20 protein-coding genes are annotated in these 18,169 nt (G+C 70.1%); 10 read left to right on the forward strand and 10 right to left on the reverse strand.

Annotated features, from left to right (window positions below):
- Window positions 1-51: 51 nt before the first annotated feature.
- Complete coding sequence (locus ACFORO_RS18925) at window positions 52-489, reverse strand: MarR family winged helix-turn-helix transcriptional regulator (RefSeq protein ID WP_377870890.1); 438 nt, start codon at window positions 487-489, stop codon at window positions 52-54.
- A gap of 95 nt (window positions 490-584) precedes the next feature.
- On the opposite strand from ACFORO_RS18925, the gene ACFORO_RS18930 reads away from it, so the two are divergent.
- The 6 genes from ACFORO_RS18930 (at window position 585) to ACFORO_RS18955 (ending at window position 5,639) form a co-directional block, all read left to right on the forward strand.
- Window positions 585-1,841 (forward strand): alpha/beta hydrolase, encoded by a 1,257-nt coding sequence (locus ACFORO_RS18930; protein ID WP_377870889.1) that lies wholly within the window; start codon window positions 585-587, stop codon window positions 1,839-1,841.
- A 94-nt stretch (window positions 1,842-1,935) separates the two neighbouring features.
- Entirely contained in the window at window positions 1,936-2,580 is a 645-nt protein-coding gene (locus ACFORO_RS18935) for a helix-turn-helix transcriptional regulator (protein ID WP_377870888.1), read from the forward strand.
- A gap of 32 nt (window positions 2,581-2,612) precedes the next feature.
- Window positions 2,613-3,080 carry a DUF3291 domain-containing protein gene (locus ACFORO_RS18940; RefSeq protein ID WP_377870887.1) on the forward strand — a complete coding sequence of 156 codons (468 nt, stop codon included), beginning with the start codon at window positions 2,613-2,615 and terminating at the stop codon, window positions 3,078-3,080.
- 78 nt (window positions 3,081-3,158) lie between these two features.
- Complete coding sequence (locus tag ACFORO_RS18945; protein WP_354735637.1) at window positions 3,159-3,668, forward strand: DoxX family membrane protein; 510 nt, start codon at window positions 3,159-3,161, stop codon at window positions 3,666-3,668.
- Between the two features lie 35 nt (window positions 3,669-3,703).
- Complete coding sequence (locus ACFORO_RS18950) at window positions 3,704-4,927, forward strand: hypothetical protein (protein WP_377870886.1); 1,224 nt, start codon at window positions 3,704-3,706, stop codon at window positions 4,925-4,927.
- A 121-nt stretch (window positions 4,928-5,048) separates the two neighbouring features.
- Window positions 5,049-5,639, forward strand: a complete 591-nt coding sequence (locus ACFORO_RS18955) for a dihydrofolate reductase family protein (protein WP_377870967.1) — start codon at window positions 5,049-5,051, stop codon at window positions 5,637-5,639.
- On the opposite strand, the gene ACFORO_RS18960 is transcribed toward ACFORO_RS18955, so the two are convergent.
- The 4 genes from ACFORO_RS18960 to ACFORO_RS18975 are packed head-to-tail and all read right to left on the reverse strand — an operon-like array spanning window position 5,626 to window position 10,652.
- The gene (locus ACFORO_RS18960) at window positions 5,626-7,383 is read right to left on the reverse strand and encodes an ABC transporter ATP-binding protein (protein ID WP_377870885.1); all 1,758 of its coding nucleotides are present in this window, start codon (window positions 7,381-7,383) and stop codon (window positions 5,626-5,628) included. The genes ACFORO_RS18955 and ACFORO_RS18960 overlap by 14 nt on opposite strands.
- A 1-nt stretch (window position 7,384) precedes the next feature.
- On the reverse strand, window positions 7,385-8,218 hold the full coding sequence (locus ACFORO_RS18965) for an ABC transporter permease (protein WP_377870884.1): 834 nt from the start codon (window positions 8,216-8,218) through the stop codon (window positions 7,385-7,387).
- Window positions 8,215-9,153 (reverse strand): ABC transporter permease, encoded by a 939-nt coding sequence (locus ACFORO_RS18970; protein ID WP_377870883.1) that lies wholly within the window; start codon window positions 9,151-9,153, stop codon window positions 8,215-8,217. Before ACFORO_RS18970 ends, ACFORO_RS18965 begins: the two co-directional genes overlap by 4 nt.
- Window positions 9,150-10,652, reverse strand: a complete 1,503-nt coding sequence (locus ACFORO_RS18975) for an ABC transporter substrate-binding protein (protein WP_377870882.1) — start codon at window positions 10,650-10,652, stop codon at window positions 9,150-9,152. The genes ACFORO_RS18970 and ACFORO_RS18975 overlap by 4 nt, the downstream gene beginning before the upstream one ends.
- 170 nt (window positions 10,653-10,822) lie before the next feature.
- Between ACFORO_RS18975 and ACFORO_RS18980 the strand changes: the two genes are divergently transcribed.
- Window positions 10,823-11,290, forward strand: a complete 468-nt coding sequence (locus tag ACFORO_RS18980) for a hypothetical protein (RefSeq protein WP_354735495.1) — start codon at window positions 10,823-10,825, stop codon at window positions 11,288-11,290.
- A gap of 38 nt (window positions 11,291-11,328) precedes the next feature.
- On the opposite strand, the gene ACFORO_RS18985 is transcribed toward ACFORO_RS18980, so the two are convergent.
- Together ACFORO_RS18985 and ACFORO_RS18990 are read right to left on the reverse strand one after the other, a co-directional pair.
- Window positions 11,329-12,378 carry a LacI family DNA-binding transcriptional regulator gene (locus ACFORO_RS18985; protein WP_377870881.1) on the reverse strand — a complete coding sequence of 350 codons (1,050 nt, stop codon included), beginning with the start codon at window positions 12,376-12,378 and terminating at the stop codon, window positions 11,329-11,331.
- A gap of 150 nt (window positions 12,379-12,528) precedes the next feature.
- Window positions 12,529-13,488, reverse strand: a complete 960-nt coding sequence (locus ACFORO_RS18990; protein ID WP_377870880.1) for an NAD(P)H nitroreductase — start codon at window positions 13,486-13,488, stop codon at window positions 12,529-12,531.
- Between the two features lie 162 nt (window positions 13,489-13,650).
- Between ACFORO_RS18990 and ACFORO_RS18995 the strand changes: the two genes are divergently transcribed.
- Entirely contained in the window at window positions 13,651-13,968 is a 318-nt protein-coding gene (locus tag ACFORO_RS18995; RefSeq protein ID WP_377870879.1) for an ANTAR domain-containing protein, read from the forward strand.
- Here the strand turns inward: ACFORO_RS18995 and ACFORO_RS19000 are convergent.
- Together ACFORO_RS19000 and ACFORO_RS19005 are read right to left on the reverse strand one after the other, a co-directional pair.
- Window positions 13,965-14,738 carry a GAF domain-containing protein gene (locus tag ACFORO_RS19000; protein ID WP_377870878.1) on the reverse strand — a complete coding sequence of 258 codons (774 nt, stop codon included), beginning with the start codon at window positions 14,736-14,738 and terminating at the stop codon, window positions 13,965-13,967. The two genes, ACFORO_RS18995 and ACFORO_RS19000, sit on opposite strands and share 4 nt — an antisense overlap.
- Window positions 14,735-15,481 carry a GAF and ANTAR domain-containing protein gene (locus ACFORO_RS19005; protein WP_377870877.1) on the reverse strand — a complete coding sequence of 249 codons (747 nt, stop codon included), beginning with the start codon at window positions 15,479-15,481 and terminating at the stop codon, window positions 14,735-14,737. The genes ACFORO_RS19000 and ACFORO_RS19005 overlap by 4 nt, the downstream gene beginning before the upstream one ends.
- Window positions 15,482-15,953: 472 nt before the next feature.
- Here ACFORO_RS19005 and ACFORO_RS19010 point away from each other — a divergent pair, with 472 nt between their 5' ends.
- Both ACFORO_RS19010 and ACFORO_RS19015 read left to right on the forward strand, forming a co-directional pair.
- Complete coding sequence (locus ACFORO_RS19010) at window positions 15,954-16,253, forward strand: hypothetical protein (RefSeq protein ID WP_350566903.1); 300 nt, start codon at window positions 15,954-15,956, stop codon at window positions 16,251-16,253.
- 76 nt (window positions 16,254-16,329) lie between these two features.
- Window positions 16,330-17,154, forward strand: a complete 825-nt coding sequence (locus tag ACFORO_RS19015) for a DUF72 domain-containing protein (protein WP_377870966.1) — start codon at window positions 16,330-16,332, stop codon at window positions 17,152-17,154.
- 12 nt (window positions 17,155-17,166) lie between these two features.
- Here ACFORO_RS19015 and ACFORO_RS19020 read toward each other — a convergent pair whose 3' ends face one another.
- Entirely contained in the window at window positions 17,167-18,072 is a 906-nt protein-coding gene (locus tag ACFORO_RS19020) for a LysR family transcriptional regulator (RefSeq protein WP_377870876.1), read from the reverse strand.
- Between the last annotated feature and the right edge of the window lie 97 nt (window positions 18,073-18,169).

Here is an 18,169-nt window from a genome sequence, read left to right on the forward strand (position 1 = left end):
ACTCTATCAGCCGATTCAATCAGTTGATAGAGTTCGCCGCGACCCTGATCGTCAGAGGCGGTCGTACAGCGTGGCCAGCCGGTCGAGCACCACGCCCGCAGCGTCGATCGCGTGTTCGTCGAGGTCCTGGGTCAGTTCGCGCAACCCTGTGGCAAGGATTTCCTCGCGCTCCTCATGCCGTCGACGGCCCGCGTCGGTGAGGGCGACGATCGACGTGCGGCGGTCTCCGGAGGCGGCCCGTTCGCGCGTGACATAGCCGGCGTTGGCCAGGCCGTTGACCAGTTGAGTGACCGCTGCTCCAGTCGTTTCGACGTGTCCGGCCAGTTGGTTGACCGTCATCGGACCGTGTTCGGCGAGGCTTTTGAGCGCACGGGCGTGCGCGAGCGAAAGGGCTTCGGCGCTGCGGGTCGCGCGGCCGCGCAGCCGGGAATCGGCCGCGCTGAGCCGGTAAGCGGCTCGCGCCAGCCGGGTGATCGCCTCGTCGCCCATCGGTTCGCTCTCCTGTGGTGCCCGCCGCATTCCTTGCCGGGCGGAGTCTAGCCGTGGCACATTAGCTAAGTACTTAGTTAATTGAGGAGGCGGGCATGACGACACGTTCGGCCGGGCAGAGCTGGGCCCTGGACATCGCGCTGGCGCAAGGCGGCTTCGACGCGTTGCACCCGGAAGGCAAGGGCACGCTCGAACAGCTCGGGCACGATCACGCCGACTTCGACAAGGTGTTCGCGATGGTGCGCGCCGGAGCGATGCTGCCGAAGGCGTGGGCGGTTGTCGCTGGTCAGGCCGAAGAACGGGCCGTGCACCACGAGCGGCTCGGTTACCGCAGGACGGCGTCGGACCTGTATCTGCGGGCAGCGGTGATGTACGGCCGCGCGCAGTACTCGATCTTCGACTCCGGCGACGGGCGCAAGGCGAAGTTGCGCGAGCGCTGTGATTCGTGCGTGGCGCGGCTGGGAGAGCTTCGCGGCAACACGGTCCGGCGGGTCGAACTGGACTTCGAAGGCGGCAAGATCTTCGGTCTCCTGCACCTGCCAGCGCAGCCGGTTTCCGGTGCCCCGGCGGTGATTCTCGGTCCCGGCATGGACATGATCAAGGAGGACTACATCTTCGCGGCCGAGCGCTACTACACCTCGCGCGGAATCGTGGCGCTGTCGATCGAGGGGCCGGGGCAGGGGGAGACCCGGGCGCGCGGGCTGACGGTGACCCTGGACAACTATGAACGCGCTCTCGAAACGTATGCGGCGTATCTCGCTGGTCTGTCCGAAGTGGACGAAAACCGGATCGGCATGTTCGGCATCAGCATGAGCGGCTACTGGGCACTGCGCGCCGCGGCGTCGCCGGAGACCCGTTTGCGCGCGGTGGCCGCGTTCGAAGCGGTGTCCGGCGATTTCGAGACGATCTTCGAACGGGCGCAGCCGAGTTTCAAGAACAACTATCTCTACATGGCGGGCTACACCGACGAGGTGGCGTTCGACCGCGACCTCAAGGAAAAGATGCCGCTGGGCGACCTGGTGACGGGCATCAGGTGCCCGGTGCTGCTGGGCATCGGCGAATTCGACGAGCTGACGCCGGTGGAGAACGCGCTCGAGACTTACGAGAAGATCCGTGCTCCCAAAGAGATGCGGGTCTACGAGGACGAATTCCATCCGCTGGGCGGGACGGCGGCGGAGGTGTTCGCGTTCGGCGCGGAGTGGTTGACGCGCGGGCTGGACGGGGAGTTCGACACGCCGGGCCGGGACGAGCGGTTCTTCGTTCACCGTGACGGCCGCACCACCGACGGGACGGCGGATCCGCGCTGGTGGCTCGGCGCGACTCCGGCTGGTCTGGCGGAAGCGCGGAACTGAGGCGGCGCGGTTCGAGCACCGAAGGTTGCTCGCCGGAGTTCGGCGAGGGGCGAGCACCTCTAACGCATATCCTCGTTGTTCTTAGAATGGCGGCGTGGAAGACATCGAGGCGATCGCCGTCCTGCAGGATCCCGTCCGGCGGCGGTTGTACGACTACGTGGTTTCCCAGGAGCACGACGTGAGCCGGAACGAGGCGGCCGAGGGCGCCGGGATCCAGCGCACGCTCGCCGCTTTCCACCTCGACAAACTCGTGGACGCGGGCCTGCTGGAGACGGAAAGCAAGCGGCTGAGCGGGCGTTCGGGCCCGGGTGCTGGCCGTCCGGCGAAGCTCTACCGCCGGTCCGGCGCCGAGCGGCAGTTCTCCGTCCCGGCGCGCGACTACCGCACCGCCGCCGATCTGCTGGCCGAGGTCGCGGAAGTCGCCCGGCTGGACACCGAACTGCAGGCCGCCGCCCGGCGGGAGGGCCGCGCCGCCGCGGGCCCGGTCGAAGACCTCGCCGCCGCGAAGGAACTGCTGGCCGCCCGCGGCTACGAGCCCCGCGTGGACGGCGACGTCCTGCGCCTCGTCAACTGCCCCTTCCATGTCCTCTCTCAGCGGCATCCGGGGCTGGTGTGCGGCATGAATCTGGCGCTGCTGGAAGGGCTGCTCGAAGACGCCGACGGCCTGACGGCTCGTATGGATCCGCGTCCCGGGCTGTGCTGCGTCGTCGTCGAGTGTTCTAAAAATAATGAGAGTTGACATAGAAGGTCCGGCGATGGTGAGGTGAACGAGTGACGGAACATCACCTCGCCCAGCTCAACGTGGGCATCCTGAAATTCCCGCTCGCGGACGCCCGCATGCACGGCTTCACCTCGATGCTCGACACGCTGAACGAGGTCGCCGACAACGCGCCCGGCTTCGTGTGGCGCCTGGTCGAGGACGGCGGCAACGACGCCACCGCGATCCGGTCCTCGCTCGGCGACGACGTCCTGGTGAACATGTCGGTGTGGGAAACCCGCGACGCCCTGTGGGACTACGTCTACCGCAGCGGCCACCTGGACGTGCTGCGCCGCCGCTCGGAGTGGTTCGAACTGCCGAAGGCCCCGTTCCAGGTGCTGTGGTGGGTTCCCGCCGGGCACATCCCGACGGTCGAGGAGGCTGTCGAGCGGCTGGAACTGTTGCGGGGGAAGGGGCCCTCGCCGGGCGCGTTCGGTTTCCGGGACAGCTATCTGCCCGAGGGCGCCGCCTCCGCGTCGTGAAGCGGTCTTGTCGAGCGACACGTCCGGTGGGTCGCCCGGACCGGCGCGCGGGATGGCTAGGGTGTCGGCGTGGCGAACATGTCCCGCTGGTCGGATGAGAATGGCGGCTTGGACTTCGGTCTGCTGGTGCTGCGGCTGATGCTGTCGGTCGCGATGGGCGCGCACGGGCTGATGCAAGTCTTCGGCCTGTTCGGCGGCGCGGGAATGGCGCACTTCGAGAACCTGTTGCGGGGCTACGGTTTCAGCCACAACATCGAGTTCCTGACCTGGCTGACCGGCATCACCGAGGTGGGCGGCGCCGTCCTGCTGGCACTGGGCCTGCTGACCCCGCTCGCCGCGGCCGGCCTCCTGGGCGTGGCCCTGAGCGCGGTCCGCGTGAAGTGGTCGGGCGGCCTGTTCGGCAGCACCGGCCCGGGATTCGAACTGGAACTGACCCTCGCGGCGATGGCACTGGCCCTGCTGCTGACCGGCCCGGGCTGGTACGCCCTGGACCGCCACACGGCGTGGCGGCAGAAACCGCTGGGCTTCGCGGTGGGCGGGCTGTTCCTGTCGGTGTGCGCGGCGGTCGCGGTGGGGTCGCTTTTCTGATCGTGGCCGGCGGGCCTTTCTGGCAGGCTGGGCTGGTGTTCGCAAGTGATGACAAGGGCAATGAGCTGAACGCTGGGTTCTCCGTGGTGTCCGATGGCGGGCGGTTGAGCCTGGTCATGGAGAGTGCGGGCGGCCAGGGAGCCGGGCCGAAGCCGCGGAACTACCAGTACAACGCCGCCTTGGAACTGTTGCTCAAGCGCCTTCGCGACCGGAAGGCGGTGGTGGTGTCCGGCGTCGTGGCGTCAAGGCCGACCGCTCACCTGTCCGAGGATGAGCGCAGCATTGTCCCGGCTCCGATCGTTTTGGCCGACGAACGGGACATCGAGCAGGTGCGGCGGCAGATCACCCGGGCGCAGGGGAAGGTCGGCCTGAAGGACGGCGCGAAGGAGGGCAACAACCAGAAGCGGATCGAATTGCGGCTGGAGGTTCCGGGCTACGGGCCGGACGATGCGGCCCGGCTTGCGGCCGTTCTGGCGGAGCCCGCCCCGGACGAGGTGCTGCAAGCAAAGGACCTGCTCCGGGGCCTCACTGGCGAGACGATCTCGACTGCCGCCGGCGAGAAGAACCGGATCCTCAAAGTTGACGACGAGTCAGTGCTGGTAGGAACCGACCAGTCGCCGGAAGGGCAACCCGTCCCCCTTGACCAGATCCAACGCGGGCTCGACGTGCTCGCTGGGGGAGGCGCACTCGAGGTTTCGGTTGAAGGACTCGATCACGAGAGCGCTTTCGTCGGGGGGCTACTGGAGAATTTGCCGCACGTCAGCAGGGTCGAGTCTCCGACGACGCTGACGCTGGACATCTCCGGCGCCGAACCGGCGGCGGACGTCCACTTCGGCGAGTTGGACGTGAAGACCCAGGTCAAAGTCCGGACTGAGCAGACCCGCCTCCGCAGGCTGCTCGCCGACGGACGCGTTTCCGCTCCCTGCGCGTTGTGCGGCGACGAGTTCCCGTTGGAGTTCCTGGTCGCCGCGCACGTGAAGAAACGCGCGGCCTGCACTGACGACGAACGACGGAACCTCCGCGACATCGCCATGCTCGCCTGCGGCTTAGGCTGCGATCTCCTGTACGAAGCGGGCTGGGTCACCGTGGCCGAAACCGGGCGCATCCAGACCGTGCGGATCGACGAGCTTCCCGCCGGGAGCCTGAAACTCCGCATGCAGCATCTGGCCGGGCGTCGCTGCGGAGCGCATCGGGAAGCGTCCGAACCGTACTTCGCGTGGCATCGCTCGACCACGTTCCTGCGCCACCTGGCGGGCTGACCCGCGGAGAATCTCCTCCGCCGCGGATAGCGCTCACCGCGCCTCTCCTGCTATCTTCCTTCCAACCGCTTGCAAACCGCAATCACTCGGGAGGCCCGCCGTGCCGGACACGACTTGCCATATGTCGATTTCGCTGGACGGCTTTGTCGCCGGGCCGGGGCAGAGCCGGGACGAGCCGCTCGGGGTGCGGGGGCAGGAGTTGCATGGCTGGCACATCGGCGATCCCCGGGCGAACGACGCCGACAAGACCGCCACCGGATGGCTCATGCGTCCGCGCGGCGCGTACGTGATGGGGCGGAACATGTTCGGCCCCGTCCGCGGCGGCTGGGACGAGGACTGGTCCGGCTGGTGGGGCGCCGAACCGCCGTATCACGCGCCGGTTTTCGTGTTGACTCATCACGCTCACGAGCCGATCCCGATGGAGGGCGGGACGACGTTCTACTTCGTCACCGACGGGTTCGACGCCGCCTACGCGGCAGCGTCCGAGGCCGCGGGGGACAAGGGGGTCGACATCGCTGGCGGGGCGTCGACCGTTCGGCAGGCGCTGAACGCCGGGGTGGTGGACGAGCTCACTCTCGACATCGCGCCCGTCTTGCTCGGGTCGGGCGAGCGCATGTTCGACGGGGTGGAGTCGTTCGGCTTCGAGCCCGTCGAGGTGTTGCATTCGCCGCTGACCACGCACATCCGTTACCGCCGCGTCAGCGAGGGCTGATCTGCTCGGGGACGTCCAGCGTCGCGGCGAGCAGGCTTCTCGTGTACGGATGCGACGGCGACGTGAGCACCTGGTCGGTTCGTCCCGATTCGACGGCCCGGCCCTCGCTGAGCACGACGACCTCGTCCGAAATGCTGCGCACCACCGCCAGGTTGTGCGTCACGAAGATCATCGACGGGCCGTCGTCCATCAGGGACCGCAGGAGTTCGACGACGGACGCTTGCACCGAAACGTCCAACGCGGACGTCACCTCGTCGCAGATGATCAGTTTCGGTTCGCACACCAGGGCCCGGGCGATCGCGACTCGCTGGCGTTGTCCGCCGGACAGTTCCGCCGGGTAGCGGTCGGCCAGCCGCGACGGGATTTCGACGCGGTCGAGTGCGGCGCGGGCTCGGCGACGGCCTTCGCGTGCGGTCACGCCGAAGTAGTGGCGCAGAGCGACCAGCAAGCTGTCCTCGACTGTCCGATGTGGACTCAACGAGCCATAGGGGTTTTGGAAGACGTACTGCAGTTCGCGCCGGGTACGGGAGTCTCGCCGGGCGGCGGCGGGCGGGACCTGCTTGCCGTCGAAGGTCACGTCGCCTTGCTGTTCGGGATGCAGTCCGGCCAGGCAGCGGGACATGGTGGTTTTGCCGCTGCCTGATTCGCCGACCACGGCGAGGCATTGGCCGGGCCGCAGGTCGAAGGAGACGTCGAAGACGACCTGTCGTCCGTGGTAGCTGGCGTTCAGGCCGGAGACCGACAACAGGGCCGCCTGGTCCGCGGGAGGCGCGTCCGGTTCTGGAGCGCGCGGCACGCTCAGAAAAGTCCGGGCGACTCCTTCCGCGTGAAGGCACCGTGCGAGGGTTCCGGAGGGCGCGGCCGCCAACGCCGGATGCGTTGTGCTGCAAGCAGTTGTGGCATAGTCGCAGCGCGGCGCGAAGGAGCACCCGGCACGGGGATCATCGATACCGGGCGCCCGGCCGCGGATGGGGACCAGCCGGTGCCGGTGGGTCGCGGACGGCACGGCTGCCAGCAGGGCGCGGGTGTAGGGATGCGCAGCCTGGGTAAGCACGGAACGGGCGGGGCCGTGTTCGGCGACCTCGCCGCCGTACATCACCATCACCTGGTCGGCGACGTCGGCGACCACCGCGAGGTCGTGCGAGACGTAGATCGCGGCCAGGTCGCGGGTCCGGCACAGTTCCCGCACCAGGTCGAGCACCCGGGACTGGGTGGAGACGTCGAGTCCGGTCGTCGGTTCGTCGAGCACGATCAGCCGCGGACCGGCGGCGATGGCCATCGCGATGGCGACCCGTTGCTGCTGGCCGCCGGAAGGCTGGCGCGGGCGGCGGCGCAGGAAGGCGTCGTCGCTGGGCAGTCCGACGGTGTCGAGCAGCTGCCGCACCCGGGGCAGCGCGGGCGGGTCCAAACCCTCGGTCAGCTGGGTCGAGACGCGCAGGCTCGGGTTGAGCGCGGTCGCCGGATCCTGCGGCACATACGCGACTTTCCGGCCTCGCGCGCGGCGCAATTCCGCAGGTGGCAAGGAAAGCAGGTCTACTCCGTCGACGACGACCTGACCGCTGGTGATGGTCGCGCCGGTGCGGGCGAAACCCAGCAGCGCGAGCGCGAGGGTGCTTTTGCCGGAGCCCGATTCGCCGACCACGCCGAGGACCTCGCCGCGGCCGAGTTCGAAGCCGATGTCCCGCACGATGGCGTGTCCGGCGGCTTTAACAGTCACGCCCGACACCGCGACTTCCTTGGCCACGTCAGCTCTTTCCTTCCGTGCGGCTGACAGTCCTGGCAACGGACTCGGCCACGAGGTTGCCGCCGAGCGCCATCATGAGGATCAGCGCGATCGGCGCCAGCACGGGCAGCGGCGCGACGGCCAGGCCGTCCTGGTTCTCGCTGACCATGAGCCCCCAATCCGGAGCGGGCGGCGTGATGCCGAAGCCGAGATAGTTCAGCGACGCGATCGCGGTGACCGCCCACACCAGCCGCATCCCGGTCTCCACCATCAGCGGCGACGTCACGCCGGGCAGCACTTCGCCGAGGACGATCTGCCGTCCGGGCAGGCCGTTTGCCTTGGCCCACAACACATACTCGCTGTCGAGCACCGGCAGGGCCGCGCCGCGCAGCACTCGCGAGACGCCGGGGGCGAACGCGACCCCGACGAGCGACGCGGTGAGCAGCGGGTGCCGGCCGAATGCGGCCACGAAGACCAGCACGAAGATGGTCTCCGGGAAACTCAGCACGATGTCCATCGCTCGCATGAGGACGGTGTCGGCGAGGCCGTCCCGGTAGGCTGCGGCCAAGCCGATGAGTGCCCCGAGGACCACGCCGATGCCGGTGGCGAGGAGCGTCATCCAGGTGAGGGTGCCGCCGCCGGACAGCAGGCGGCTGAGCACGTCCCGGCCCAAAAGGTCGGTGCCCAGCGGGAATTCCGCGCTCGGTCCCTCCAGCGGAGGCGCGACGATGGCGGTCGGCGGCCACGGTGCGAGCAGCGGGCCGAGGACGACGATGAAGGCGATCGCGGCAAGCAACCCCAGCCCGAGCCGCGCCCGACCGGTCCGGGCCGCGCGTCGCACCACCGAGACGCTCATCGGGTCCGCCCTGCCGCGGCGAGGACGTCCGCGAGGAGATTGCACAGGTAGTACGTGGCCGCGAGGATGAGCACGCACGCCTGCAGGACCGGCAGATCGTGCGCGTTCACCGCGCTGACCAGCGCCGTGCCGAGCCCGGGGTACGAGTAGACGTATTCGACGACCACGACGCCGGTGATCGTGACGGCCGCGACCAGACCGGCCGCGGGCAGGCTCGCGCCGATGGCGTTGGGCAGCGCGTGCCGGAACAGGACGCGCCGCCGGCTGAGTCCTTTGAGGACTGCCATCTGCACGTATTCGCTGTCCAGCGCGTCGATGACCGAAGCGCGCACCAAACGGCCCAAGTACATCACCCCCATGAACGTGAGCGTGGCGACCGGCAGCACGAGTTCGGCCGGATGCCACCACGGCAGGTCGCCGGGCGGGATGTCGGAGACTCCCGGCAGCACCCCGAGCAGCGAGGTGGCGAAGAGCGCGATCAGCAGCATCCCCACGACGAACGGCGGCAGCGCCATGCTCAGCGACGTGACCGCGACGAAGGCCTTGTCCGCGAAACTGTCGCGCCGCGCCGCGCTCAGCACTCCGGCGACGACCGAGAGCGGCAGGATCAGCACCATCGAGACGAAGCCGAGGGTGAACGAGTTCACGATCCGCGGCCCGAGGATTTCCGCGACCGGTTCCTTGTTCTGCAGCGACACTCCCGGGTGGCCGGTGAGCAGTCCGCCGAGCCAGCGGCCGTACTGCTCCAGGAGCGGCTGGTCGAGCCCGAGCTGGTGCCGCAGGTTCGCCACCTGCTCGACGGTGGCGTCCTTGCCGAGCACGATCCGCGCCACGTCGCCCGGCAATGCCTGGGTCACCAGGAAAACCAGCACTGAGACCAGAAACAGCACGAGCACGCCGAGCGCGAGGCGGCGCAGGAGCCAGCGCGCGGTCATCCGACGGTCACGTCAGTCAGGAAGGACAGCGGACGGCCGTTCACATCCGGCACCAGCCCCTGCACCGCCGCCCGGTGCGGCAGGAGCACGTCGGAGAACGCGGGGATGATGTACGGGCCGTTCGTGTATTCGATTTCGTGCATCCGGTTCATGAGCGGGCATTGCCGCGGCTCGGGCGACCTGAACAGTTCCCCTGCCAGGCCGGTGAAAGCGGCGTCGTTCCAGTGCGCGGCGTTGCCGACCCGGTCCGGCAGCAGCCCGCCGAGCACGGACGGCAGGTAGGGGACCGGGTTGTAGTCGACGAAAGCGGGCCACTGGCCCCATTTCGCCAGCAGTTCCGGCGTCGGGACGACGTTGACCGTCACCTTGACGCCCGCCAGCGCGGCGTTCTGCGCGAAGACCTGCGCCAGCTCCGACATGCCAGGCAGCAGGCCGTCGGTGGTGATCGCGAACGACAGATCGCTTTGCCCGGCCTCGGCCAGCAGCCGTTTCGCGGCGGCGATGTCCGGCGCGCGCTGCGGGAGGTTCGGCGCGGCGCACTGCGGTGTGGTGGTCTCGTAGTCGTTCGCGATCCGGGCGTAGCCGCTGAAGACGTTGGACACGACCTGCTGCCGGTCGACCAGCAGCCGCAGGGCCTGGCGCACCCGGACGTCGCGGAACGGCGCGACGGCCGTGTCGAGCCCGATCTGCAGGCTGAAGGTCCCTTTGCTGTCGAGCAACTGGATGCCGCCGCGGCCGACAAGAGACTTCGCGATCGTCGGCGTCGTGTTCGACGCGATGTCGACCCGGCCGGACAGCAGCGCGTTCGCCTGCGCCTGCTGGCTCTGGTATTCGATCAGCTGAACGGCGGCGAGCTTCGGTTTCCTGCCCCAGTAGCCGTCGAACCGCTCCACTGTGGACTCCCGGCCCGCGGCGAACGACTTGACCGCGAACGGTCCGGTGCCGATCGGCCTCGCCGGGGCCGACCCGGTTTTGGTCATCGGCAGCAGCACGCTCGTCCAGATGTCCTTGAACGGGCTGAACGGCTCGGTCAGGCCCACCCGGACGGTGAGCTTGTCCACCGCCCGGACGGTGGCCGGGTCGATCATCTGGATCAGCGCCAGGCCCTGTGCGGCGTGTGCGGGATCGCGCAGGTATTCGATGCTCGAGACGACGTCGGCGGAGGTGAACTCGGTGCCGTCGCTGAACTTCACGCCGGGGCGCAGCGTGATCGTCCACTGTGTCCGGTCGGTGTTCGGCGTCATGCCGGTGGCCAGCCGCCATTCGGTCCTGCCGTCCGGGTCCAGCGCGGTGAGCCCCTCGAAGACCAGGGAACTGCGCAGCTCCTGGATCGGGCCCTGGTTGCTGGCGTAGGGGTTGAGGACCTCGCCCGCGTCGGTCGAGACGGAGATGCGGAGCGTGCCGGCCCCGCCCGCGGCCGCGTCGTCCGGACGGCCGCAGCCGGCCAGCAGCGCGGCGGCGAGCAGGAGGGTTGGCAGGCATCGGGGTCTGCGCGACACTGGGAACCTCCAGGGAAGCCAGAAATCTAAGCCGTTAGATCTGCCCGGCGTCGCCACAGGGTACGGCCAGTTCCGGCCGGATGGAAGAGTCTACAAGTGGAGAAGCTAATCGTTTAGAGTGATCTGCGGCCGGCCCGGCCCCGTCCGGGAGCAGAGGAGGAAGCAGCCGCATGACCAGTCCGTACGAGCACCTGTTCGTGAGGAAGATGCCGAACTGTCTCGACGACCTCGTCAACGAGGGCGCCGCGGCAGGCGTCGTGGAACCGCCCAACGTCGGCGAATCGCTCGCCCTCATGCGCGCGAAGGAGGTGCCGGAGAGCAAGATCCACCTCACCTACACGTGGATCAGCGAATGCGACACTCCGGTGCAGTGGGTGAAGGAGCACCGGCACGACTACGACGAGGTCCTGATCTGGCACGGGAACAACCCGGCGGACCCGGACGACCTGGGCGCGGAGATCTACCTCGACGTGGAGGGCGTCCGGCACGTGATCACCACGAGCGGTTCGGTCTACCTGCCCGCGGGCACCCGGCATTGCCCGCTCGGCTTCACACGGGTGGACCGGCCGTTCCGGTTCAGCGCGCTGTCGCTGAATTCGGAGTACGCCTCGGACGAGCACAACACTCTCGCGCGGTAGCGAAGCCGCCCTGTCGCGGATTCGTCGTGGCGGGGCGGTTATCCGCTGACGGCTGCTCCGGCGTGCGCGGCTTCCTCGGCGGTGCCGGGTTGGCAGCCGCAGGTCACGCCGATGCTGAGCGTTCCGTCCAGGACGGCCGACGAATCAGGCCGGCCGTCCAGGGCGTCGAAGGCGCGCACCGCGAATTCCTCCAGCGGCACGTGGACGGTGGTGAGCGGAACGTTGCCGAGGCGGGCTTCCCTCGTTCCGTCGAAGCCGACGACCGCGAGGTCTTCCGGCACGCGCAAACCCAGGCTGTGCGCGATGCGGATGGTCACCAGTGCCTGTTCGTCGGTGGTCGCGTAGACCGCGCGGATCCGGCGGCCGCTCGTCAGCACGTCGCGCACCGCACGGCCCGCCTCGACCTTGTCGAAGGACGTCCGGACCAGCCTGCCCTCGGTGGGCAGACCGGCGTCCGCCATCGCCCGGCGCCAGCCGCCTTCGCGGCCTTCGGCCGGTCCCACCGCGATTTCGCCTGCCACGCAAAAGATATTCTCGTACCCGTGGCCGAGCAGGTGCTCGGTGACGAGCCGCGCGCCGTCGAAGTCGTCGAACACCACGCTGGGCGAGCTGTCGTCCGGCGCGGCCCACTGCAGGAATACGCACGGAGTTTCGGCCGACAGCCGCGGTTTTTCGCCGGTCGTCACGAAAATCCCGCGCGGGCGCAGTTCGGAGAAGGCCTCGCCGTATTCGTCGGCGAGCCCCGGCCGGTAATCGGTATTGCCGAGCAGCGTCAGCAATCCCCGGCGGCGGCCCTCCGCTTCGAGGCAGCGCGACATCTCGCCGTAGAAGGCGTTCGCGGTGTCCGGCACCAGCAGTCCGACCAAATTGGACCGGCCGCCGCTCAACGCCCCGGCGAGCGGATTGCGCCGGTAGCCGAGCATCCGGATGGCGTCCTCGACCTTGCGCCGCGTCTTGTCGGCCACCGGGCGGGGCCCGTCGTTGAGGACGTAGCTGACCACCGCGGTGGAGGTTCCGGCCAGCCGCGCGACATCGGAAAGCACAGGCCGGCGCCCGGCGTTACGAAATTCCCCGGTTTCCGCTGCCACGGTGCCACTCTAAAGCACCGGAGCACAGGCGGCGTCCATTCGGCACAGTGGGAAGTGGACGACCGTTGGCGGCAGGCCGGTGTGCGAACGGCGCGTCCGTGAAGGGAACCCTGGGGGAATCAGAGTCCCTCAGGGTTCCCCTCACGGACTTCAGCAGCTGTGTTTCGCCGGTGCCTGAAGCGGTTCGAGCACGTCGTCGACGGTCGCCTGCGACCTCGTCAGCTGAAGCCGCTTCACTCCGACCGGCGGCCGTCCCACCCACAACACCGCTTGCGGGGCTTGGCCGAGCGTGACTCGTTCCGCGAGAGTTTCGCGCAGTCGCGGCCCGGTCCGGCTCAGCCGTCCGGACGACAATCCATATCCCGTCGCGGTAAGCAGCACCGAACTCAGCGCTTCTCCGGCGCGCAGCCAGTCAAGGCGATCGTCGCCGGGCGTGCTGAGCACCAGCAGCGAAGCGCCGTCGCTGCGAGGTTCCGCTTCGCTTCGCGCGAGCGGCAGCCGGTTCCCCGCAGCCGTACGGACGAGAACGCCCTGCGAAGCGACAAGGGACGCGCTCCGTGCGTACACCTCTTCGCGACGCATCTGCGCGGGAACCTTGGCGCCATCGCCGACCGCGGTCATGAGGTACCTGCGGACCGCGCGGTCTTCCACGGGGTGCAGTACCGCGCCTTCGCGCGCCGCTGCTTGCGAAAGCCGGTCTAGGCAGTCGGACGGCACCGGCCGTCCGCCGCACGGCCGCAAGTCTTCCCGGCGCCGGGCGATCGACGTCGCCAGCGCGGCTTCGCCGGAATTCGGCTCGCCCGGCTGCGGCGTCACGACGGCCAGGCGATCCGGTTCGCCCGGGGACGGCAACCGGTCCACCGCGCAGGCCCAGCCGAGACCGGCGAAAGCGATCCGGAGATGGTGCAGCGCCGCGCCGCTGCTGAACGTCTGCCATTGCCCGGCGGGGTCGTCGGCGGCTCGCTGCCGGCTCGGCTCCGCGCACAGGTGAAGGGTGCGGTAGCCGACGCGCCACTGCCAGAGCGGGGTGTCGGAGGCGCCTGGGGCGAGAAGTGCTGCCGCCACTGCCGCCTCGACGGCGGCGGGACTGGGAACCCGCGAATTCGGCATGGTTGCTTCCCGCTGGAGTCGGGGGAGTACGTCCGGTCGGTGCCAGGCTCCATGGTGCTCCTCCGCGCAGTCAGGAGATAGGGTTCAAGGTTCATCAATTCGGAGCAACCCGCGGGTCCCCGTTCCGCAAAGTTCGCGGTCCTCGCATTCGGGACGACGGCGGTGCGCTCCGTCCGCTCTCGCGGGGTACTGGCGTGCGCCGGAACGGGAGAGGACGGTAGGGGCAGATCCCCTCAGCGTCTCGATGACGCCGCGTGCACCGCGGCGGCCCGGCTGCTGAGCGCGTCGCTGGCGGAACGGACGACGATCGGCGAGGCGGTCGGCATTCTCCAGAGCGCACACGGATGCGACGCCGGGGAGGCGGTGCGCGTCCTGGCCCGCGGCGCGGGCGGGAACGGGGCGGAAGCCGCGCGCGTGACCGCGGTCGCCGACGACGCGGCCGAGAGCGAGGCCGATCCGGACTACTGGGGCTGGGCCTAGCCGGCGAGGTCGGCCGGGTCGAGGGTGCGGTCGGTCAGCGCGCAGGCGACGTCGCGCAGCGGCCGGGCGTGGCGGACCGCGTACCCGCTGACCAGTGCGCGGGCCGTGTCCGGGTCGGTGCCGAGGGCCCCGGCGACCATCCCGACGGCTTGGCTGTGCTGGATCCGGTCGTTCAGCGTGGCGAGAGTGGCCTCGAACAGCCGGTCCGCGCGGCGCGGGCCGGTTTCCTGGACCAGGGCCAGCACCGCGAGGTCCGACACGACCTGCGCGAGCGCCAGCTGCCACGGCTGCGGTTCGGTCGGCGCGGCGAACAGCAGGGTGAACCCGCCGACCGCTTCGCCGTCCAAGCGCAGCGGCACCGCGACCACGGCCTGGTACCCGGCCTCCAGCGCCGCGGGGGCGAAGCCCGGCCAGCGGTCCCGTTCGAGGGTCAGGTCGGGGACGGCGACCACGGCGGCTGTCGCGATGCAGTCGACGCACGGTCCCTGGCGGAGGTCGGTTCGCAGCAGCTCCACGAATTGCGTGGACTCGTCCGAGGCCGCGACGACGGCGGGCTCGCCGCGCGGGTCCTTCAGCAGGACCCCGACGCCGCGCGCGCCGAGCAGCCCGGTGCCGACCTCGGTGATCAGGCGCAGCACCGCGGCGTTGTCCGGGTTGCCGACCACGCGGGAGGTGATCTCGGCCAGCGCCGCGGGCGCGTCCGCGGGCAGGAGGCCGGTGCGCCGGTACGGCGTCCGGCGTCCGGCGTTCTCGTCGGTGGGATGGTTCATTCGGACGACTCCTCAAGGGTGATGCGGCGCTCCATCACGTCCCTGGCCACGTCGAGGAGCGATCGGTTCGTGCTGTAGGAGTGGGCGCGCAGCCGGGCGAACGCGTCGTCGAGGCTGATCCGCAACTGGGCGGCGAGCATGCCGGTGGCGATGTGCACGTCCTGGTAGGACAGCACCGTGCGCGGGGCGAATTCGCGGCCGTCGCGCTCGGCCTCGCGGGACTGCTGCAGCAGCGCCGCGGTGGCCAGGTCGGCGGCGAGCGCGGCGTCTCTCGTCTCGGCGCTGGTCAGCCCGCCGGGGCGGAGCCGGGCGAGTTCGAGGGTGCCGAGCCGGATGCCGCCCATCTGCAAGGGGAAGGCGAACGCCGCGCCGAGACCGGCCGCGAGCGCGCTCTGGGCGAACCCGGGCCAGCGCACCTGATCGGCGAGCAGGTCCGGAACCAGCACCGGACGTCCGGTCCCGAAGGCCTCCGCCCCCGGCCCCTCCCCGGCGGTGTACTCCAGTTCCGCGAGCCGGGCCGCCCACGAGTCGCTGGCTCCCAGCACCTCTTCCGACCGCCGGTCCGCGCGCAGCGACAGGATCGCCGCGTCGACCTGGTCCATCGTCTCCACACAGGCGAGGCACACGCCCTGGGCCCAGCTGTCACGGCTGCCTGCTGCGTCGGGCGCGGCGGCGATCGCCTTCCACAGCGGCTGCCGGTGCTGGCCCTCCACCGTCGTGGCCCCTTTCGCGCCGCCGGACATCCCAGACCCTCCACCCTACGAGACGCTCGGGGAGCAAGCAGCCCGGGCGGAACTCGGCCGGGCCGCCGCGGGGACCTGGCGGCAGCCCGAAGTTTGCCCGCACCGTGCGGGGTAAATCAAGCGGGGCAGCCGCGTGGCCGAGGGAACCGGAGGGCGCCGGCGCGTCGCGATCGACGGTGCCGCAACCGGTGGGTCCACAATGGACAAAACTGCCCCCGGTCGCGGCGGGCGCCGCCGGGTGCTCCCGCGTGTGCCGTCGCGCACATCGCGGTCCTCCCGGAATCCCCGGCCGTGCAGGGCGGGCGCGGATGCGCGAAGCTCCCGGCCGCGCTTCGTTGTCCAGTCCCATTTGACTTCCCGTGCGAACACATGTTCGACTCCCGTCTCGGGCCGCCGGGAACCAAGGCGGCCTGAGAACGGGGAAGCGAGCGGGTGACCTGAGGTGAGCGAGTGGCCGTCGACCGTGCGGAGAGTGGATCCGCCGATTCCGGTGTGGGTGGGCGTGCGCAAGCTGCTCGTGCTCGGCACCGAGATCCTCGCTCCGCGCGACCGGGCCGGGCTGCGGATCGAGACCGAGCATCCCGGGCTGCTGTTCGAATGGGCCCGCCGCGAGGACGGCGGGCTGCTCGGCTGGGTCACCTACCAGCTCGTCACCGCCGACGACCAGTGGTCGCGGCCGGTCAGCCACTACGTGCCCGCGCATCTGCTGCGCCGCCGGGGGCCCGCGCGCCGGCAGCAGTACGGCGACTACCGGCCCCGGACCCACGGGTGACCGCGCGCGGGTAGTAATTTCCCTTGCGAGCGAGGGGAGCGGACGAGAAGTGGCACGTCTTCATGTCGGCTGCGCGATGTGGACGCACAAGGCGTGGCCGGGGCGGTTCCTGCCGCAGTCGCTGCCCGCGAAGGAGCGCCTGCGGGCCTACGCCGGCTGGTGCAACGCGGTCGAAGGCAACACCACCTTCTACGCGACTCCCGCCCGGACCACCGTCGAGACCTGGGCGGAGCAGACCGGCCCGGATTTCCGGTTCGTCGTCAAGGTGCCCAAGACCGTCACGCACGAGCGCCGGTTCGCCGGGGTCGAGACCGAGATGCGGGCCTTCCTGGACGCGATCGAGCCCCTCGGCGAGCGGGCGGTGCTGTGGACCCAGGTGCCCGGCTCGTTCGGCCCTTCGGACGTCGACGCGCTCGGCCGTTTTCTGCGCCGTCTGCCCGGCAATCTCCGGCGCGCGGTGGAGGTTCGGCACCCTGAGTTCTTCACGGACGCCAGCGCGACCTCGGCGCTGGAGGGGACGCTCGCCGCCGCGGATGCCGAATGGGTGCCGTTCGACACCACCGTCTTTTTCCGGAGTCCGCCGACCAGCGAGGCCGAGCAGGACGCCTGGGCCAAGAAACCGCGGCTGCCGCGCCGGACGCGGGCGTTGACCGACCGGCCGGTCGTCCGCTATCTGGGCCGGGACTCGGTGGAGGAGACCGTCGAGGGATGGCGGCCGTGGACCGAGGTGGTCGCGGGCTGGCTGCGCGAAGGTCGTTCGCCGACGGTTTTCTTGCACACTCCCGACAATGACGAAGCACCGGCACTCGCCCGCCGGTTCCACGACGACGTCCGGGCGCTGGTGCCTGATCTGGACGCCTTGCCCGAGCCGGAGCCGATCGAGCCCGCGACGCTGTTCTGAGCGAAGGCGGAATCAGCCAGGCGCGGGATCCCGTGCCAGGGCCAGAACCCGTTCCACGGCCGGATCCCGTTGTCCCGCACGGACGGCCGCGACGACGGTCAGTGCGAGGCCGTCGTCCCGGCTGGTGGTTTCCAGCGTCCGGAACACCACCCCGGGCAGCGCCCCGGCGGGCACCTGTTCGGGCACCAGGCACACGCAGCTTCCCGCGGCGACGTGGCTGATCAAGCCGGGGAGGCTGTCCGCGCGGGCGCCGTCGCGCGGGGCGAAACCGGCGGCGCGGCACGCGGCGGCGACCTGTTCGGCAAGCCCGGCCAGCGCGGTCAGCGAGGGCAGCGCGAAGTTTTCGCCCGCGAGGTCGGCCAGCCCCACGGCGGTGCGCTCGGCGAGCGGATGTCCGGCGGGCAGCGCGACGGCGAGCCGTTCGGCCGCCACCGTGCGCAGGTCGAGCCCGTCCGGATCGGCGAGCGGGCCGCGCACGAAGGCGAGGTCGAGCCTGCCGGAACGGACCATCGACGCCAGTTCGGCCGAGGTGTTCTGGTGCAGGTGCAGGCGCAGCCCGGGAAAACGGTCCCGCGTCAGCCGGAGCACGCGCGGCAGGAACGTGTAGGAAATGCCGCTGATGAAGCCGAGGTGGAGTTCGCCCTCGGCGCCGTCGGCGATCCGCCGCGCGCGGCCGACGGCGGCCTGCTGAGCTTCGAGCAGATGCCGGGCGTCGCGGGCGAACGCGGCGCCGGCCGCGGTCAGCCGCACGGCCCGGGTGCTGCGTTCCAGCAGCCGCACGCCGAGGCCGCGTTCGAGGCGCTGGATCGCCTGGCTCAGCGGCGGCTGGCTCATCGAAAGGCGTTCGGCGGCCCGGCCGAAGTGCTCCTCCTCGGCCAGCACGACGAACTGCTCCAGCAGGCGAGTCGTCAGATCCATATCCCCAAGCATATGGATAACGGGTGAAGAAGTATTGGCGGCAGATGAATGACCTCGTCTTGACTGGGTCCAGCAGCCGAGGACACAGGAGGTGCGA

Origin of the sequence: Amycolatopsis halotolerans, from assembly GCF_042647905.1 — a bacterium.
Classification (GTDB): Bacteria; Actinomycetota; Actinomycetes; order Mycobacteriales; family Pseudonocardiaceae; genus Amycolatopsis; species Amycolatopsis halotolerans.

Coding starts and splice junctions, on each gene's coding strand:
- ACFORO_RS18925 (WP_377870890.1), bottom strand. CDS start 489: ATGGGCGACGAGGCGATCACCCGGCTGGCGCGAGCCGCTTACCGGCTC.
- ACFORO_RS18930 (WP_377870889.1), top strand. CDS start 585: ATGACGACACGTTCGGCCGGGCAGAGCTGGGCCCTGGACATCGCGCTG.
- ACFORO_RS18945 (WP_354735637.1), top strand. CDS start 3,159: ATGTCCCGCTGGTCGGATGAGAATGGCGGCTTGGACTTCGGTCTGCTG.
- ACFORO_RS18955 (WP_377870967.1), top strand. CDS start 5,049: ATGTCGATTTCGCTGGACGGCTTTGTCGCCGGGCCGGGGCAGAGCCGG.
- ACFORO_RS18965 (WP_377870884.1), bottom strand. CDS start 8,218: ATGAGCGTCTCGGTGGTGCGACGCGCGGCCCGGACCGGTCGGGCGCGG.
- ACFORO_RS18970 (WP_377870883.1), bottom strand. CDS start 9,153: ATGACCGCGCGCTGGCTCCTGCGCCGCCTCGCGCTCGGCGTGCTCGTG.
- ACFORO_RS18980 (WP_354735495.1), top strand. CDS start 10,823: ATGACCAGTCCGTACGAGCACCTGTTCGTGAGGAAGATGCCGAACTGT.
- ACFORO_RS18990 (WP_377870880.1), bottom strand. CDS start 13,488: ATGCCGAATTCGCGGGTTCCCAGTCCCGCCGCCGTCGAGGCGGCAGTG.
- ACFORO_RS19000 (WP_377870878.1), bottom strand. CDS start 14,738: ATGAACCATCCCACCGACGAGAACGCCGGACGCCGGACGCCGTACCGG.
- ACFORO_RS19005 (WP_377870877.1), bottom strand. CDS start 15,481: ATGTCCGGCGGCGCGAAAGGGGCCACGACGGTGGAGGGCCAGCACCGG.
- ACFORO_RS19015 (WP_377870966.1), top strand. CDS start 16,330: ATGTGGACGCACAAGGCGTGGCCGGGGCGGTTCCTGCCGCAGTCGCTG.
- ACFORO_RS19020 (WP_377870876.1), bottom strand. CDS start 18,072: ATGGATCTGACGACTCGCCTGCTGGAGCAGTTCGTCGTGCTGGCCGAG.